The sequence below is a fragment of the Metabacillus sp. KUDC1714 genome, from assembly GCF_014217835.1.
GTDB classification, from domain to species: domain Bacteria; phylum Bacillota; class Bacilli; order Bacillales; family Bacillaceae; genus Metabacillus; species Metabacillus rhizosphaerae.
The window spans coordinates 1376739-1394956 of record NZ_CP055263.1; the positions used below are offsets into that span (position 1 = coordinate 1376739).

12 protein-coding genes are annotated in these 18218 nt (G+C 33.7%); 5 read left to right on the top strand and 7 right to left on the bottom strand.

The genetic code is table 11. From position 1 onward, the window contains the following. Positions 1–137 precede the first annotated feature (137 nt). Both HUW50_RS06690 and HUW50_RS06695 read left to right on the top strand, forming a co-directional pair. Positions 138–2636, top strand: a complete 2499-nt coding sequence (locus HUW50_RS06690; RefSeq protein ID WP_185653792.1) for a M14 family zinc carboxypeptidase — start codon at positions 138–140, stop codon at positions 2634–2636. Between the two features lie 205 nt (positions 2637–2841). Then, on the top strand, positions 2842–3006 hold the full coding sequence (locus tag HUW50_RS06695; RefSeq protein ID WP_157094323.1) for a hypothetical protein: 165 nt from the start codon (positions 2842–2844) through the stop codon (positions 3004–3006). A 129-nt stretch (positions 3007–3135) separates the two neighbouring features. Here HUW50_RS06695 and HUW50_RS06700 read toward each other — a convergent pair whose 3' ends face one another. The 4 genes from HUW50_RS06700 to kdsA all read right to left on the bottom strand — a co-directional run bounded on the left by HUW50_RS06700 (position 3136) and on the right by kdsA (position 8123). Then, positions 3136–5469, bottom strand: a complete 2334-nt coding sequence (locus HUW50_RS06700; RefSeq protein ID WP_066329346.1) for a S8 family serine peptidase — start codon at positions 5467–5469, stop codon at positions 3136–3138. Between the two features lie 297 nt (positions 5470–5766). Beyond that, positions 5767–6288, bottom strand: a complete 522-nt coding sequence (locus HUW50_RS06705) for a KdsC family phosphatase (RefSeq protein WP_066329348.1) — start codon at positions 6286–6288, stop codon at positions 5767–5769. A 9-nt stretch (positions 6289–6297) separates the two neighbouring features. Further along, complete coding sequence (locus tag HUW50_RS06710) at positions 6298–7281, bottom strand: KpsF/GutQ family sugar-phosphate isomerase (protein WP_066329351.1); 984 nt, start codon at positions 7279–7281, stop codon at positions 6298–6300. Between the two features lie 20 nt (positions 7282–7301). Then, complete coding sequence (kdsA, locus tag HUW50_RS06715; RefSeq protein ID WP_066329353.1) at positions 7302–8123, bottom strand: 3-deoxy-8-phosphooctulonate synthase; 822 nt, start codon at positions 8121–8123, stop codon at positions 7302–7304. A 511-nt stretch (positions 8124–8634) separates the two neighbouring features. Between kdsA and HUW50_RS06720 the strand changes: the two genes are divergently transcribed. The 3 genes from HUW50_RS06720 (at position 8635) to HUW50_RS06730 (ending at position 12090) form a co-directional block, all read left to right on the top strand. After that, the gene (locus tag HUW50_RS06720; protein WP_066329355.1) at positions 8635–9084 is read left to right on the top strand and encodes a NanQ anomerase/TabA/YiaL family protein; all 450 of its coding nucleotides are present in this window, start codon (positions 8635–8637) and stop codon (positions 9082–9084) included. A 212-nt stretch (positions 9085–9296) separates the two neighbouring features. Next, the gene (locus HUW50_RS06725; protein WP_066329358.1) at positions 9297–10184 is read left to right on the top strand and encodes a peptidoglycan-binding domain-containing protein; all 888 of its coding nucleotides are present in this window, start codon (positions 9297–9299) and stop codon (positions 10182–10184) included. Positions 10185–10506: 322 nt separating this feature from the next. After that, positions 10507–12090, top strand: coding sequence for a L,D-transpeptidase family protein (locus HUW50_RS06730; protein WP_066329361.1), 1584 nt, complete (start codon positions 10507–10509; stop codon positions 12088–12090). A 76-nt stretch (positions 12091–12166) separates the two neighbouring features. Here HUW50_RS06730 and HUW50_RS06735 read toward each other — a convergent pair whose 3' ends face one another. From HUW50_RS06735 to HUW50_RS06745, 3 genes are all read right to left on the bottom strand, one after another. Further along, positions 12167–12934, bottom strand: coding sequence for an SGNH/GDSL hydrolase family protein (locus HUW50_RS06735; protein ID WP_083964514.1), 768 nt, complete (start codon positions 12932–12934; stop codon positions 12167–12169). A 269-nt stretch (positions 12935–13203) separates the two neighbouring features. Beyond that, positions 13204–13779: a hypothetical protein gene (locus HUW50_RS06740; RefSeq protein ID WP_066329364.1), complete on the bottom strand. Its 576-nt coding sequence runs from the start codon at positions 13777–13779 to the stop codon at positions 13204–13206. 144 nt (positions 13780–13923) lie between these two features. Continuing rightward, the gene (locus tag HUW50_RS06745) at positions 13924–18063 is read right to left on the bottom strand and encodes a leucine-rich repeat domain-containing protein (RefSeq protein WP_066329367.1); all 4140 of its coding nucleotides are present in this window, start codon (positions 18061–18063) and stop codon (positions 13924–13926) included. Positions 18064–18218: the final 155 nt, after the last annotated feature.

Genomic DNA, 18218 nt, shown 5'->3' on the forward strand with positions numbered 1-18218 from the left:
AGAAAAGAGCCTACAAAAAAGAGTTGCCATAAACGGCAGCTCTTTTTTTTGCTATTTTTGTAGAACTTTGTATTTATATGAATATAACTTCCTAGTATAATAGAACTTGGTTATTTATTACTATAAGGAGATGAAAAATGAAAAAATCACTTCTGTTAGCGTTTTTTCTTTGTATTGTTTTATTGGTTTTCCCAGAGAATTCCAACGCAAAAAGTTTAGTCAATCCTAATCAAACTTATACGTATGAAGAGATGACAGCCGATATAAAAAATTTAGGAATGGCTTATCCAGAACTTATAACTTACAAATCATTAGGAAAAACACCTTTTGGGAGAGAAATGTGGGCTGTTGGAGTCGGTAGAGGCGATGCAACCCTTTTTATCAATAGTTCACATCATGCAAGAGAATGGCTAACTACAAATATCGCCATGGAAATGATCGATCAGTACAGTGAATCATACGTAAATAATACTAAAATAGACGGCTATTCTGCTAGGTCTCTTTTGAATGAAGTTACGATTTGGTTTGTACCGATGGTAAATCCTGATGGCGTTACTCTCCAAAAAAGTGGATTAAACGCCTTTCCTTCTTGGACCCATCAATCCTTGATTAAAATGAACAACGGCAGTAAAAACTTCAAAAGATGGAAAGCAAACGCTCAAGGAATTGACTTAAACCGTCAATATCCAGCTGGCTGGGAACTTAAAAGTGGATTAACGAATTCTTATATGAATTATCCTGGTAAACGAGCTTTAGAAGCCCCAGAAGCAGCTAAACTTGCAGCTTTTACTTATTGGGTTGACCCAGAAATTACAGTTTCGTACCATTCTTCAGGAAGAACACTATTCTGGAACTATAAAGTAAAAAAAGGCAATTATGATCGTGATTATACAATAGCTAAAAAGGTTGGAAATATGACAGGGTATAGTCTTGTAATGCCAACCTCAACACCAAGCGGTTCTGGCTACAAAGACTGGTTTATTGAAACATTTGATCGTCCTGGCTTAACTCCTGAGATTAGCTATTACGTTCCTAATACAAATCCACCTATTTCTGTATTCCCAGAGGAATGGCGAAGAAATAAAGCAGTAGGCTTATACCTCGCACAAGAGTCAGATAAGCTGTGGGAAAAGAAAGTGACACATGTTAATAAAACCATTACAACCTTTGATACTAAGTCAACTCTAAATCGCCCAGACCCAGATCATGCTTCTAGAAAAACACTTAAACCTGGGGTTTATACAGTTGATGCTACGAAAGACAAATGGTTGCGAGTATCAACAGGTACAGTAAAAACTTGGGTATATGCATCTAGTTTCGTATATGGAGAAGTTTCTAATGTTAATGAACCTTTATTGTTACTTACTAAGAAAACACTATTCAGCATGCCTTTACAAAATAAAAATACAAAGGTATTAATTGACCAACAAATCGTAACGGCTAAAAAGAAGTGGAATAATTGGTACTTAATTAATACAACTTATGGTGATAGATGGATTACAGATGCATCTGTACTAAAAAATTATTCTCCAACTACAATTAACGAAACATATAAACTATTAGTTCCAAAAGTAGCTTGGGAAGCTCCAGTCTATACAGCTAAGAGAACATCATTGCAAAAAAATACTGTTATAAATGCTACACAACAATGGAATGGATGGATTCGCGTACAATTTGACGGTAAGCATTACTGGATGAGAAAAGATCACACATTAGAGTCATTTAATGTTAATAACTCTACAGAGAATGTTAACCAAGAAATTGTATTATTAACGAATAAAGTATTATTCAACCTCCCTTCATATGGATCTAATTCAGGTAAATCAGTTAAAGCAGGAACATATCAAGTAGTAAGAAAGATGAATAATTGGTATGGAATTAAAACATCTTATGGTACTAAATGGGTAAGTCATTCATCTGCTATTACTGACAACCAAACAAATAAAATAAATACACAATACGAACTTGTAAGACCAAAGGTTGCACACAGCATTCCATCAGGATCAGCAGCTGTTCGATCAATACCTGTTGGTACAATTGTACAAGCAACAAGTGAATGGGAAGACTGGACATCAGTTATTTATGATCAGCAAACATACTGGTTAAGAACTGATAGCGTATTAAAGCCATTTACAGTTGAACAATCAACAGAGCCTATCGATCAAGAACTTGTTTTAATAACAAGAAAAACACTATTTACACTTCCTTCATACGGAAGCAATACAAATGAATCTGTTGAACCTATGATTGTAAAAGCAACTCGTCAACGAGGAAACTGGTACGCGTTTAATACGGTAAATGGTGAACGCTGGATTTCTAGTGCTTCTGTTATAACAGACTATCATCCAACAGCAATCAATCAACAGTATGAGCTCTCACAAGAGAAAAGAGGGTTTACAATTCCTTCTACAACCGCTGAAAGTCTGATAATTGCTAAGGATTCAGTTGTTACCGGAAAGCAAACTTGGAAAGATTGGATTTTAGTCGAATATTCTGGAAAAGAATATTGGGTCAAAACAGATGCAACTCTTGTCCCATATTCTCCTCAACAGAACATGTCAAAAATGCTTAGCACTGAAACTAGTCCAGAAACAACATCTGAACAACCTGAAGTTAAAGAAGAGAAAATTCAATAACAAAATTGAAAATAACCTACCGAATTTATGATTCGGTAGGTTATTTTTCATTCCAGCATTTCCCTATCATATTCAACTATACAAAGGAATAAATTTTGTAATCAAAGAATCTCAATTTGGTTCTTATTGTTTATTTTCCAACAAAAAGTGTAATAATGATTATATCTTTCTATTTTTACATTTTTTAATGAAAGGGGAATGTTTAATGGAAATAGAACAAAATGAAAAAGTCTGGGATGAACTTTTTGAAATCTCATCTGGGCAGGTACCAAATGGGTTTCAAAGGCTAGAGGAAATGTTCGAAAAAGGATTAATAGATTATGCAGATTATGAGGATGCAAAAACAACTTTAAGCAACCTCTTCTTATGACTCATTGACAATAGGCTTGTAAATTGTAAGTATGCGCCAAGACTTTATTATATAGTACCACTTATTAGGGGAGAATCTGTCTCCCCTATTTAGACCGTTAATTATAGAAAAGCTTAGTTTACCGATTATCTACATCCTAATATTGGTATAATGAACCCACCCTCTTTTACCGTCCTTCGTAATAACACGATAATATCCCATCTTAAGGTCAATTAGTTGAACTGCCTCTTCCTTTTTTAAGTGTCCTGTAATATAGTTCCATGGCATATAACCATTTTTCAATGCTGCTTCACTAGTTTTTATAAAACCTGATTTTACCGGATAAGGCAAAGAGTTTAACGTCACTTTTACATCTGTTGCTTTTACCCAGCCTCTAGTATAGGAAGCTATGACTCTGTGATACCCTTCCTTTGTTTCAATAATCGTTAATGGCTCATTGTTAGCTAGTGTTGCAATTACTTTATTATGATCCTTAAAACCATTTCGTAATGACGCAGATGATGCACTTACAGTTCCGTAATAAATAAATTTCGTTGGTATTGCTAGTAAGTAACTATGATGTACCCATCCTCTAGTTTTTGCACCAATGACACGATAATAACCATTCTTTAAATCAATGACTTTAACAGCTTCTCCATTTTCTAGAGATCCTACCAATTTATTATGTGGCAAATATCCATTTAAGACTTTAACATTATTCGCAAGAGAAACTGCCTGTTTTACCTCAAAGACTCCCTCGTTCGTAACTTTTATAGTAAGAGATTTACTATTGTTTCCCGCACGATCAGTAGAAATAATTGATAATACAGTGTTTACGTTTTGCGGTGAAATTGTCATATAATAAGTACCAGTTGATGATGCCGTTGTAGATTTAATAACAGTTTTCCCATTGTTAATTTTAACAGTTGAATTCGCTTCTGCCTTCCCTGTTATCGTTGTAGTCTTATTTGTAAATTTTCCAATATTCGGGATAGCAGGTGGGGTGTTATCTATAACTTTTAATGAATATGGTTCACTTTCTAATCCATTATTATTTAAGATAATTTTAATGATTGTTCCAACCTTTTGTTTTGGAATACTGATTGAAAAACTACCATCATCATTTATTTTTGAACTTCCTATTGTTTTTCCATTTACAGAAGCGACAATTTGAAATCCAATATTTATAGATTTACCAGTAAGTTTGACATCATTATCACCTATTTGATCAACTTTTGGTTGGCTCGGGATCGGATGGAGCAAATACGTAACAGATGCTTTAGGATTTATTAATCCATATCCATATATGGAATCTTTCCCTGACTTACCTAAATCAACAGCAGTATACTCTAAAATTCCACTAATTTTATTCGGAGATAAGGTTGAGTCAAGTGATTTATATAGACTTACAACTCCTGAGACTATAGGTGCTGAAAAGGAAGTTCCAACCCATTGATCATAAGTACTATTGACACTAGTTGAGGTAACGCTCCCATCAGCTACTATATCAACGTTATCATTTCTATTAGAAAAAGTAAAAATGGAGTTTGATTCATCAACTGCCCCTACTGATATAACACCTTCATATGATGCTGGATACACGTATTTCGTATTTCCTTCATTACCTGCAGATGCCACAATTGTGATTCCATTATCAACAGCATGTTTTATCGCCTCTTGCTCAATCGTTGAAGATGTTGTTCCTCCAAAACTCATATTCATAATATCTACATTTTTTTCAATCGCATAGTCTATTGCCTTTAAAACGTCCTCCTGATAAATTACACCATCAGAATGAGCAATCTGCAAAGGGAGAATTTTTACATTAGCATTTCCACTTACACCGCTAATTCCTTTTCCATTGTTTGTATTAGCAGCAATTACCCCACTTACTGCTGTTCCATGCCCGTTTAAATCATAAATGTTAGAACTGTTGTTTATAAAATTATAGCCCCCAGGAGCCACAATTCCTTGTAAATCCTCATGCTTAGTATCTAAACCCGTGTCCAAAACTGCAACTACAACCTCATTAGTAGGTTGAGCGTCCATGATATCCCATGTATAAGGTAATTCTAGCTTTTCAATATAGCCTTGTTGTTTATAATAGGGATCATTTGGAAGAGAAAATAATTGTCGAGTGTTGTTTTCTTCAATATTTTGTATAGCTTTATTTCTCTTAAGTTCCTCGATTAATTTATCTTTATCCTTACGATTATCTAAGGTTATCACATCTATATTCAAATTTTTAAAGGTTTTTTTATCCTTCAGGAGTGCTTTATTTATACTCTTCTCTAAATTCGCACCTTTTTTATACGAAACTAGTAATTTTGATTCCTTTTCTTCTTTACTAGCATTTTCACTTTTTAGCAACTCCTGTTTTGATAAATCCGTTTCAGCGTTTACAGATAATACTAATAAATGAAAACCAATAAAAAAAGCTAAAAAACACATAACAAACACTGGTATATTTAAAACTGACTTCATCCTATTCCCTCACTTTTGCATTACTTTTATTTACTTTTTTAAAAAGAAGCTGAATTCGGGTTAAAAATAAATATTTTAAGAAAACCATTTTACTATTAATATCTATCATAACTAAATATTTAATGTTTTTGTTAATAAATGAAAAAAGTGAACGAATTAACTAATTAGGAGGAAGATAAATGTACTATACTCATTTTTTACAATTACCAAGGTAACATAAAAAACCTTAGCCCAATAGTATAAATTGGGCTAAGGTTCTATTTTAATCCACTAAATATGACGGAATCACTTTTAAAATTATTGGGTAATCTTAAATTTACCTTTTAAATAATCCTGTAATAGAGCATTGTAATCAACCGTTTGATTAAGAATATGGTCGATAATCTCGCGTACTGCTCCATTTCCACCCGTTTCAGTCGAGATGTACTGAACATGCTGTTTTACAATTGGCACTGCATCAAGTGGTGCCGCGGAAAATCCTACAACTTGTAGGATTGGAAGGTCATTAATATCATCTCCGACATAACAAACTTCTTCCAAGGTTATATTTAAGTCATTCATAATTTGCTCCATGACTTCAAGCTTTTCATGGATACCTTGATGAACATAATCTATTTTTAATTCTTCCGCTCTTTTTAGAACAGACTCAGAAGTTCTTCCGGTAATGATTGCTGTTTTAATCCCAGCATAATGTGCTAGACTAATGCCCATTCCATCTTGCGTATGAAAGGCTTTATATTCTTCGCGATCTGAGCCAATGTAAAGCTTTCCATCTGTTAATACGCCGTCAACATCAAAAACGATCAATTTAATATTCATATAAGCACCCTATATTCCTAAATTCATTAAATCATGAATGTGAATCATCCCAATTGGACGATGATTTGAATCAGCTACAGGAAGTACATTAATTTTGCGCTCTTCCATTATTTTAAGTGCATCAACTGCGAGTAAATCAGCGGTAATAACAATCGGATTTCGATTACAAAGCTCATCAACATTTGATAATAAGAGATTATCTGATAGAGCAAATGCTCTTCTAATATCACCATCTGTTAAGATTCCCACTAATTTATCCTCTGTATCGACAACACTTGTTGCGCCCATTCCTTGAGCTGTCATTAGGAATAGCGCCTCTTTAATCGTAGCATCACCCTGAACAATTGGGTTTTTATTTGTAGACCTAACAACATCATGCACTGTTAATAATAGCTTTCTCCCTAATGCACCACTTGGGTGGTACACTGCGAAATCCTCTGGCTTAAAATCTCTTGCCTTTAATAAAGCGATCGCAAGTGCATCCCCTAGTGCTAAGGTTACTGTCGTACTAGTTGTTGGAGCAAGACCGAGCGGACAAGCCTCAGTTACATTTCCAATACTAAGAACTAAATCTGATTTTATTGCTAAAGTAGATTTTGTATTTTTAGAAATTGCAATCATCTTAGCACCAATTTTCTTGATAGAAGGAATTAGTCTAAGCACCTCATCAGATTCACCGCTATTTGAAATAGCAATCACGATGTCATGCTTTGTTACCATACCTAAATCTCCATGCAATCCTTCCGCTGGATGGAGAAAAAGAGATGGTGTACCAGTGCTAGCCAAGGTTGCATTCATTTTTCTACCAATAATACCTGATTTCCCCACACCAGTAATGACAACTCTTCCTTTACAAGCAAGGATCATCTCGATTGTACGATTGATTGTTTCTTCCTCTAGTACTTCTTTTAAAGCTAATATTGCAGCAGCTTCTTGCTCTAATACATCATTAAAACTTGAAAGATAACTTGTAGAAATTTTGCTACTTGCCATCTTCATACCTCCTAATAAAATTAAAGCTTCATGATATTGTCAATTTCTTTGATTTGCTTAAGTATATTTTCTAGTTCTTCTAATTTAACAGTATTTGGTCCATCAGATAACGCCTCATCTGGGTTAGGGTGAACTTCCATAAAGACTGAATCTACACCAACAGCAACAGCTGCACGAGATAGATAAGGAACATATTCACGTTTTCCACCAGTAGTTGTACCATTACCACCTGGAATTTGAACACTATGTGTAGCATCAAAAACAACTGGAACACCAAGTTCACGCATCGTAATAAGTGAACGGTAATCTACCACTAAATTGTTATAACCAAATGTTGAACCTCTTTCAGTTAAAAGAATATTATCATTACCTGTTTCACGTAATTTCGTTACAACATTTTTCATATCCCAAGGTGCTAAAAATTGACCTTTTTTCACATTGACGATCTTTCCAGTTTTTCCTGCAGCTACTAATAAATCTGTTTGTCTACATAAGAAAGCTGGAATTTGTAGGATATCTAGAACTTCAGCTGCTACTGCTGCTTGTCCTGGCTCATGAATATCAGATGTAACTGGTAAATCAAATTGTTCCTTTACTTTAGCTAGAATTTCTAGCCCTTTTTCAAGACCTGGTCCACGATGGGAATGTATTGAAGAACGGTTCGCTTTATCGAATGAAGCTTTAAATACATACGGAATACCAAGCTTTGTTGTTAACTCTTTTACTTTTTCTGCTGTAGATAAGACAAGTGATTCATCTTCAATCATACAAGGGCCTGCAATTAATACAAATGGGTTTTTCCCACCAAATTTTATATCATTTAATATAACTTCTTTTGACATAAGGATTACCTCCATACAATTTTCTCATTTTTTATAAAAACTTAAGGACATTTCTCTATTACCTATTAAATATAGCAAATTAAAGACTGCTTACAAAACAAAATATTCATTTTCTCCATTAAACAAGCAGATAAGACCTATTTAGTATGATCAATTCGAACAAAATTTCCAAGGATAATTTTACTTAATATTATCCTAACTGTAAAGAATCAAGTAATGATAGTCTTCCCCTAACAATTAAGAAAATTAATTTAACAAGGATATTTTCTTAATAATAGTCTATCCTCTAACGATAACCGCAACTGGGTAGGCAGAAGTACTTCAAAGGAATGAAATGATCGAAAATACATTAATAATCAAGATCCAAATAAATAGGGTTTTGCCTAGATTACTTTTTATTATGTCTCATTTGGAGATAATCCCAACATAAACTTCCTAATAAAATGGTAATCATATTTTATATACCTTATAATTAATAATTGACTTTATTATGAATTAATGGGGGATAACATTGATTATCGACAAACTTTCAAATGCTGAAATATATTATGGACTGCATCCTCGTATAAAAAAAGGACTACAATTTCTTTTTGATAACGACTTGAATTCATTAACTCCTGGTAAATACGAAATTGAAGAAGATAATATTTTTGTTATGATTCAGGAGTACGAGACAATAGACGTTGAACAAGGACGTTGGGAATCTCATCATAAATATACCGATATTCAATTTATGATAAATGGCGAGGAAAGAATGGGTTATGCAAATATTGAGGCAATGGAAGTAGTTGAACAACATAAAGAAAAAGATCTAATGTTTCTTGAAGGTAATGGTGACTTATTGTTGGTGAAACAAGGATACTTTACTATCTTTTCACCTGAAGATGCACATATGCCAACACTTTGTGTTCACGAACCTCGATATATTAAAAAGGCAGTAGTAAAGGTTTTTTGTGATTGAAAAAATCCATAGGTGACTGGTCTGGAATAACTAATTAACAATTATGCAAAAAAAGCCACATAGTTTATTTTTGAGCTGCCATTCGGTGGCTCTTTTGTTTTGTAGGGTTCAGGATAAGTTCCCAGATTAATTTGTAATATTTGTAATATTTTTGAAACTTTCCCCCTTCTTATACGTCTTATATAAGGGAATACAAATAAGGGGGCATCTTTATGTATAAGAAAATACTTATTTCAACATTACTAGCAACTCCATTGTTCGCATTAAATCTTGATCCATCATTAACTCATGCGGCAACATCTAGTGCGCAAGTAAATGCAAATATTGATCTAGAATACTTGAAGAAAAACTTAGGCGCTGGTATGTCGAAATCACAAGTTAAACAAGCATTAGGTAATGAGTATACAAAAGGAATTAACCATTTGAATAGTCATGAATCATGGACTTATATAATTGGTAAAGTTGAAAGTTATGAGTTTGATAATCCAAACAATGATGCAGTTGATGTGGATGGAATAAAGAATGGTAAGCTCAAATACCATGTTTCTATTACGTTTGATAATGATATTCTAGAAAGTGTATATATCCGTTACTTAGATAGAAAAGGAAAAGTAGCTGAATATTTTAAAGACGACTCAGGTTATTTAAAGGATAATGGATATAAAGTTAGAAAGAGTAATAGTAAGTTTATAGATTTTGGAGACCGTGGAGAAAAAGTTAAGAATATTCAATCTCAACTTATGTCAAAGGGTTTTAGTTTAGATCGTTATGGAAATGATGGTGTGTTTGGAGAAGAGACAGAGAAAGCAGTACGTGCCTTTCAAAAACAACAAGGTATTCTTGTTGATGGTATCGTAGGTCCTGTAACATTAAAAAAGTTAGATATTACTATTGAGAATAATAATGTTGCTTATCCTGGTGACTTAGTAAAAAAGGGATCAAGAGGTAAGAACGTAGAAAGAATCCAACAGATTGTTGGTGTAACTGTAGACGGAATTTTTGGACCCAAGACAGAGGCAGCTGTAATAAAGTATCAAAAGAATAATAGTCTTAGCGTAGATGGTATTGTAGGTCCAATAACATGGTCTAAAATGTTTTAAAAAAAGCCCTTTCTATCGGAAGGGCTAACCATTCGTCTTCCCAAACAGTATTCTATTTCCATCAATTTAAACAACAGCAATAACTTTAATTAGACGAAATACTTTTGCCTTTATCAACCTCATCTCCCTGTACCTACAAACTCTCCAAGTGAAAAAATAACTCCTAAAAAACATTTTATTTCAAGTATAATTGCTAACTTTCAAACAAGTCTTTGTACCTAGAGTTATATTGTACGAATACTCTTTCTAAAGGATTTTCTTTTCTAATCACTAAGAAAGCACTATAATTTTAAGAAAAGACTAAGCGAGGAGAAAGATAATAATGAGAAGAGCAATGCTTATTTTCCTATTAACATTGATTATTGCAATTTCCCCATTCATATCAATTCAAACAAGTGCTGCAACACCTTCAGTTGAAAGTCAGTTAAATCAACTTAAAGGTGGTATAAGTCAGGTAATTATTGCTACAACGGATAAAACAAGTTCTAGGAACGCAGAAGTCTCTTTCTATAATAAGAAAAACGGCAAATGGGTAAGAGTATATTCTAAAATGAGTGGTGTAGTGGGAAAAAACGGAATAACCACAAATAAGAAGGAAGGAGACGGGAAAACGCCAAAAGGTGTCTACAATCTCTCTACTTCTTTCGGTACAGCAACAAAGCCTTCAGGTTTAAAACTGCCTTATACAAAAACCAACAAATATTATTATTGGATAGATGATGTAAAATCTAACGACTATAATAAAATGATTTATTACAAAGGAAACGCTGATAAAAGATGGAATTCTTATGAAAAATTAACACATTCCTTGTATTCCCACGCAGTAGTCATTGATTACAATACTTCTCCTATCCTTAAAGGGAAAGGAAGTGCAATATTTCTTCATACAAGGACTTCTAAGACGCAATATACATTAGGGTGCGTGGCAATTTATAAGGACAGCTTAGTTAAAATAATGAAACAATTAGATCCTAAATTAAACCCGCATATCATTATTAGTGAAAAAGGAAGCTTAAACAAAACGATTTCAGAGTTCACAAAGGGAATGACAGATGATAAGGAGGAAAATACAGAAAAACAGTATAATTATTTTTCTCCAACAAAAAGCATTCCAGTTTATAAGCATATGACCGGAAATGCTACAATCGGTACTCTATATAAGGGAGAAATATTTCCAATTATAGAAGATGAATTTATTAATTGGTATAAAGTGAAACTAGGTAGCACCTATGGGTATATCAAAAAGGCAAATACAAAAGGCGTTTCCACAATAGATCGTAATAAGTTAACTAATAGTAAAGCACTCTCAAAGTCATTTACGGCGAAAAATGTTTTATATGTAAAGGCGAATACAGAAGGAAATCAAATTACGATTGGTAAGATTCAGAAAGGAATATCATATCCTATTATTAGTGAATCTGAAAATTGGTATCAAATTGACTTTTCAGGTCGAATAGGCTATGTGTGGAAAGCAAATACATCATTGGATGAAGGTTATTTCTCACCCAAGAATAATATAGATGTCTACAAGCATATGACCGGAAATGATACAATTGGTACCCTCTACAAGGATGAAGTATATCCAATAATAGATGACCAATTTGTAAACTGGTATAAGGTGAAGATAGGTAATACATTGGGATATATAAAAAAGGATGAAACAAGATATCTTACAAATGTCTCAGTGCCTTCATTAAATAATGGTTCCACAAGTAGTTCAATAAAAGTAACAGCCATATCAGATTTATATGTGAAACAAAATATTACAGGAAAACAGATTACTTTTGGAAAGATAAATAAAGGAGTTGTTTATCCAATACTAGAAGAAACAGGAAACTGGTATAAAATTGACTTCTTAGGAAGAATAGGCTTTGTATGGAAATTTAACGCTAGCATCTTAAAATAAATACGAAAACTACAAAATGCATCGAAAGATTAATTCTTTCGATGCATTTTGTAGTTTAGCATTAAAGTATCAATAATTACTTCGCAATAAAATAATTCAATAAATAATCCGCCCAAACTTCATTTCCACTTTCATTCGCTTTCGAATCCGTTAAATAATCCTTCATTTTCACATCATCTAAATCAGGCCAATTCTCCCAATGATTTAAATAAATCATTTCATTTTCTTCCGCATAAGCCATTAATTGTGATACCTCAATTGGATAGTAGGTTGCAGCATATAGAGGATTTGGAGGCTGAATCATAAGTGTCATATCTTTATTTGCCTCTAGCCACGAATCAACCATTTTTTGAATATTATCCAAAGTATTTTCAATTCCAATATGTCCATTATCTTTTAGCATCGATGGTTCAAATAATAGAATATCAGGGTTCAATTCGTTAATTCCCTCATAGGATTGGTCCTTTATGACATCACGAGTTGTTTTGTCACCTGTTGAAAGTATGGTTACTTCGAATACATTCTCACCATATGTAGTCTTTAATTCCTTGCTAAATTGTTCTGACCAAGCCCCTTTTGCATCAGAGGTTCCAAAAATCACAAGCTTTAGCTGTTTACCAGTACTTGTAGCATTACTTACTTTATCTTGGAGATTTTTAGGTAGATTACTAGAATACTTTTCAACATCTATCTCAATTTCAGGCTCTTCCTGTAAAGGTACTGACTTACTAGTGCTTGTCACTTTCTCACCCTGTGCGGAAATTTTATTATTCCAATGGAGATTACCAAAAATAATTACTGCCACGCACAAAATTAGTGTTAGAAAAACTAAAAGCTTTTTCACAATGCTATCCCCCAATTTTCGACATATTTCTATCTAAAATTATACACAAAAACATTGATTCTACAATAATTTCCATAATAACAAAAGTGCAAGCGTCTTGAACAGCACCGACAAGCATAAGATGATTTAGAATAGAAGGCGTCCTTTGCGTTCAATTCTAAATTAGCTAGACCCTAGTGGGGCTAGGCGCTGGAGCTGAATGCCTAGCGCTTAACCACAGTACAAGAATTTTAAATTTCCTAAATAACAAGAAATGGATTTTCTATTTTTCAATGATAGGAAATCATTTGTAATTTTTGAATAAGCTTTAGCTCTTCTTCATGCTTTTGTTTTTTTGATTCTCGATTAAATTGAGTTGTGCATTCATCAATAGTTATGCACATACCGCTTTTCACAAACTGATTCATTTTTGTAATCGCAGTTGGAGTAATATAGTTATGAGGAATTGGCGATGCTGCAAGCTCTTTTAAAATCGCAAATCGTTGTTGGTCAAGTTCATAGATTGAATTTGTTGAACTTGATTTTAGCTGTGGCTTTTGCTCCTTTTCCATGTCCTTTGTCATTTTTCTCACAAAAACCATATAAAAACCAATAGAAAGGATCGCTTGAGCCGCAGCAATATATGTAATAAACTTCCTTGCATCAACGATAAATGAGCAAATTACAAAGGTTGCAGTAATACTAATGAAGATAATTGCTGCTACGTATAGAATATGACGTAATAATGGAATTGTTTTTTGCTCTTTTTGACTGTTCCTAGACTCGTAATCTTGATAGCTTTTCATCAATTTAGTTAGTTGTTCCTCTAATTGCTGTAAATGCTGTGATAACTCTGTGCCTACCATCGTTAGATTAAACTCCTTCTCTAATCTTATATAGTGACTTCTATTATTATTTCGGCATAAAATTACTTTTTTTAAGCTTTTATAGACATAAATAAGAAAAAGACTCAAAAAAGAAGGAAACCACTCGGTTCCCTTCTTTCTCATTTACATATTAGTTACGCGTTTTCTTTTCTGAATAAAAAGTATTACTCCTCCTAAAGCTAGGACAATGAGTCCCACTGCTAAAAGGTTATACACTATAGTGGCTGTTTTAGGAAGCTGATTCTTATTTTCAACTTTAACAGGTTCAGTAATGATGTTGTTCGAATCTACTGGTTTTTCCCCAATAGATGAATTATTTCCATTAGCTGGATTTTCACCGTCAGGAGTTGGCTTTTGAGGATCCACGCCCCCATCTTGACCATCACCAGGTGTTGTTACTGGATTATCGTCACTATCTTCTAACAGAAAGAGAATTGGATCTACTAGGTAATCTTCCGTTCCGTTTATTTCAAACTGGAAGGTTACTTCTTCTCCATCCGCTGTCACAAACGTTATTTCGTAATTTCCAACAGGGAGCTCCACTATATCCATTTCTTCATCTGTTGAAACGTCAATTAATCTTCCTTGTTCATCAGACCAACCAAAGTAATAAATATTCTCTGTTTCTTCATCGATTCCGTAAAGGTCAAATGTCGCATCAACCTCAGGAAGATCGACTGTTTTGTACACATACAGACTAACATCCTTAACTGATCCTTCTACAGGTAAGGTTGTCACATCTGCAGATAAAAAGCCATAATACTCATCTTCTTCAACATTAATCTCAATGTAATAATTAGTATTTGGTGAGAGATTCAAAAATTGATAGCTAGTTTCATTACTATCAAGCTCTACGTCCTCAACAAGTTCTCCGTCATCTGAATATAGAGAAACGTTGTAAGTGCCTGTACCTTTTGGTAGCATTGGATCCCATGAAATTGAAATAGAGTCTTCAGTTACTTCATCGATATTTAGCTCAGGACTATTATCTACGTCAAGATTTACTTGAACGCCCCAATCCTTTAGAGCTGCAAATACTCTGGCATTATCCTTATCATTTACATCAAGTGTTGCAATATTGTATAACGAAACATATTCTAGGCTTGGCAATTCAAGTAAAGGTGTTAAATCTGAAATTTTCGTTTCATCTAAAATTAAATAATATAGGTTTTCTAACTCTGCAAGGCTTGAAAGATCCTTAATTAGGTTTCCACTTACATCGAAATAATTAAGATTTTCCTTCAATCCTGATAGTGGCGATAGATCCTCTATTTTATTATTTGCAAGACTAATAAAGTTAAGTTTTCTTAATCCTGATAAAGCGGAAATATCTTGTATACTATTATTTATTAATGTCAGATCTTGCAGATTAGTCATTCCACTTAAAAAGGAGATATCAGATAGATTACTATTGACGATAGCTAAAGAACTTACCTTTTTTAAATCCTTTAAAATTGAATAATTCTTTAAATCTGCATCTTCAATATGAACATAGCTTAGCTCTGATAAATTCTTAAGCGGTGATAAGTCTAGAGTATATGCATTTCCAAATACATAAAAATCATATAGGTTGCTTGCAATCTCTAAGCCAGAAAGATCCTTAATATCTGACTCAATTAAAGATAACGAGGTTAGCTTCTCTAAGTCACTTACTCTTAAATCACGATCAAGTCCAAGCTGTTCTTTAATAAGCTCTTGTAAATTGTTATCCTTAAATGGTACGGTTTCACCTGTTGGCTCAGACCATGTCATTTCAGAGATATTCGAACTAAGAACAAGATCTCCATCACCGTTATATGCCTTAACCTCTAAGTCATACACAGTAGCTGGTTTAAGACCATCTAATTCTAAGAAGTTTTCTTCACCTGATAACTCGCTGTGAAGTTCACCATTGACGTATACCTCATACATTTTAATTTCTTGTTCACCGTAATAATCCCAATAAAGTGAAAGTGAATCTTCTGTTATTGTATTAATATAGACTTCAAGCCATTCTTCCTCTTCAGCACCTTCATAATCAACCATTACGCCATTTGCGATAAGCTCCTCAATTACTTGCTGAGCGGCTGACCCTTCTGATAAATCGAGTTGTTCTGTTCCATATAAAGTTACATATTGAAGCCGCTCAAATTTCAGCAATTCATCAATCTTTTCAATGCTTGTATAACTTAAATTAATACTCTCTAGCTTTGTCAGCTGCTGAATATCAGCGAGCGAGCTAATAGGGTTATCATCCACATCGATATATTCCAGCTGTGTTAATTTTTCAATTCCTTTAAGATCTTTTAAATCATTTTCGTAAAGCGATAAGTAGCTAAGACCTTCAAGTGCTGGCAGTGTTTCAATGCTCTCTAAATTGTTTCCATTTAGAGAAAGATCAGTTAAGTTTTGCAAATCTGCTAAAATAGACAGATCTTTTATTCCTGTTTCACCTAAGTGTAAACTTTCTAAATTCGTTAGCCCTTTTAATGCAGTGAAAGTCACAAGCGGATTTCCATCTACATATAGATCTCTTAGGTTTTTTAATGAAGCGAGTGGTGTTAAATCAGATATTCTGTTTCCAGACAAGCTTAAGCTTCTGAGATTAGTTGCTGCTTCAATACCTGATAAATCTTTAATTCTTTTACTGTCGAGATATAGTTCTTCTAGTCCTTTTAAGTCACTAATAAAAATATCACGTTCTAAACCAAATTCAGCTTTTATTGCTTTCTCTAGTTGTGCATCCTTAAATACAGCTTTTTCTCCTACAGGAGCTGAAAGAGTTTTAAACGTAGAAACAGCTTTTCCGATTTGCTCATCCTTGTTGTTATAAGCAAAAATCTCTACTGAGTATTCTGTATTTTGCTGAAGTGTCTCAACTGTTATTTGGTTCCCAACTTCATCAGGGTCTACCATTGTTACCTTATCAGCAACTTTTACCTCATAATAAGCTACAGATTCCTCATCATCATATTCCCAGCTAATGATTGCTCTCTCTTCATTCGCCTTTATTGATGTGATGTACATCTTATATGAATCATCGTGGTCAATCGTTAGACCTTCGCGCTCAAGTGATTGTACCTCATCAATTAGAGTAAAATAAAGCTCACCGTAAATTGTTAATGTAGATAAATTGGTTAGCTGCTGCAGCGGTAATATTGTTGCAACCTCTATGTAGCTAATATCTAACGTTTCTAGGCTAGCAAGCGTTGCGATTGGTGCTACATTATTTACCAATGATTCTGCGAGTATAAGAGTTTTTAAGTTTGTTAATGATGTTAAAAATTCAATGTTTTCTCCTTGGAAAGAAGTAAGATCAAGGTAGTTAAGCTTTGTTAATCCTTGTAATGCAGCGGCACCCTTGATATCATTTCCTGCCAATTCAAGCTTTGTTAAATTTATCGCCTTTTCTAATCCTGTCACATCTTTAATTCCACTGTAAGATGCATCTAACGTCGTTAAGCTTTCCATATCTGATACATAAATTTCATCACGTTTCAATTGTAGAGCTGCTTTAATTTCACGCTTTAAAGCAGAATCAGGTACTGTAACAAGCTCACCTGAAGGTTCAGAAGCTGTTATACTTACCTTTTCTTTGCTTTCGATAACACTGGTAGTATCTACACTTTCTTCTTCAGGCTTTTGTGCAGTGGTAATTTTTCCTAATGCCTCTTTCAAAATAGCACCATCACCAATTGCTCTAATGCTAACAGAATAGCTTGTCCCACTTTGAAGATCCTTTAGCTCATAAGAACCAGCTTGGTTGACTTCCTCAATAATCTTGCCGTCAACAACGACTTGATAACGATCAGCTTCTAGGAACTCTGACCATGAAACCTTGATTGAGTGGTCTGTTACACTTGTCGTGTTCATTTCGAATGGGGCTAATGCTTCCTTAACTAGTTCATAAGTAACTTCAATTGGTTGTGTTTGAAGCTTTGAATCGCCAGTTTTTTGCACAGTATATTTATACGTTTCACCTACTACCACTTGTTGATCAACGAACTGATAGGTTCTATGGAGATTCCCATCTTGATCTTCTGATGACTCAATGACTTCTACTAAAGGCAAAGAAGTTTCTTCTGTATTTTTCAATAGAGTAAAGTTTTCTTCTGATTGATATGTAGAAATTGTACTCCATTGAAGCTTAATTCCACTCTCAATATTTTCTGCTGGTAAAATTGTCATGCTTTCATTAGCGGCAACCGCAGTTGATAAGAATGGGGTAATGAGAGTAAATAGTAATGTAACAACGAGTGATAATGAAACGAAACGTCTAGTCAAGTTCGTCTTTCCTCCTATAACTTTCTATATATTGTCAGGATTCATTATAATTTTTATTTAAGATTCTGCATATAAGAATTATTAGACAAATTTCTACAAAATTATGAAACTTTTTTTATTACCTATCGTCTTATAACTGGAAACATTTTTTTACA

What these genes read in the sequence shown, in the direction of transcription:
- HUW50_RS06690 (WP_185653792.1), top strand. Translation starts at nt 138, where the DNA reads ATGAAAAAATCACTTCTGTTAGCGTTTTTTCTTTGTATTGTTTTATTG.
- HUW50_RS06695 (WP_157094323.1), top strand. Translation starts at nt 2,842, where the DNA reads ATGGAAATAGAACAAAATGAAAAAGTCTGGGATGAACTTTTTGAAATC.
- HUW50_RS06700 (WP_066329346.1), bottom strand. Translation starts at nt 5,469, where the DNA reads ATGAAGTCAGTTTTAAATATACCAGTGTTTGTTATGTGTTTTTTAGCT.
- HUW50_RS06705 (WP_066329348.1), bottom strand. Translation starts at nt 6,288, where the DNA reads ATGAATATTAAATTGATCGTTTTTGATGTTGACGGCGTATTAACAGAT.
- HUW50_RS06710 (WP_066329351.1), bottom strand. Translation starts at nt 7,281, where the DNA reads ATGGCAAGTAGCAAAATTTCTACAAGTTATCTTTCAAGTTTTAATGAT.
- kdsA (WP_066329353.1), bottom strand. Translation starts at nt 8,123, where the DNA reads ATGTCAAAAGAAGTTATATTAAATGATATAAAATTTGGTGGGAAAAAC.
- HUW50_RS06725 (WP_066329358.1), top strand. Translation starts at nt 9,297, where the DNA reads ATGTATAAGAAAATACTTATTTCAACATTACTAGCAACTCCATTGTTC.
- HUW50_RS06730 (WP_066329361.1), top strand. Translation starts at nt 10,507, where the DNA reads ATGAGAAGAGCAATGCTTATTTTCCTATTAACATTGATTATTGCAATT.
- HUW50_RS06740 (WP_066329364.1), bottom strand. Translation starts at nt 13,779, where the DNA reads ATGGTAGGCACAGAGTTATCACAGCATTTACAGCAATTAGAGGAACAA.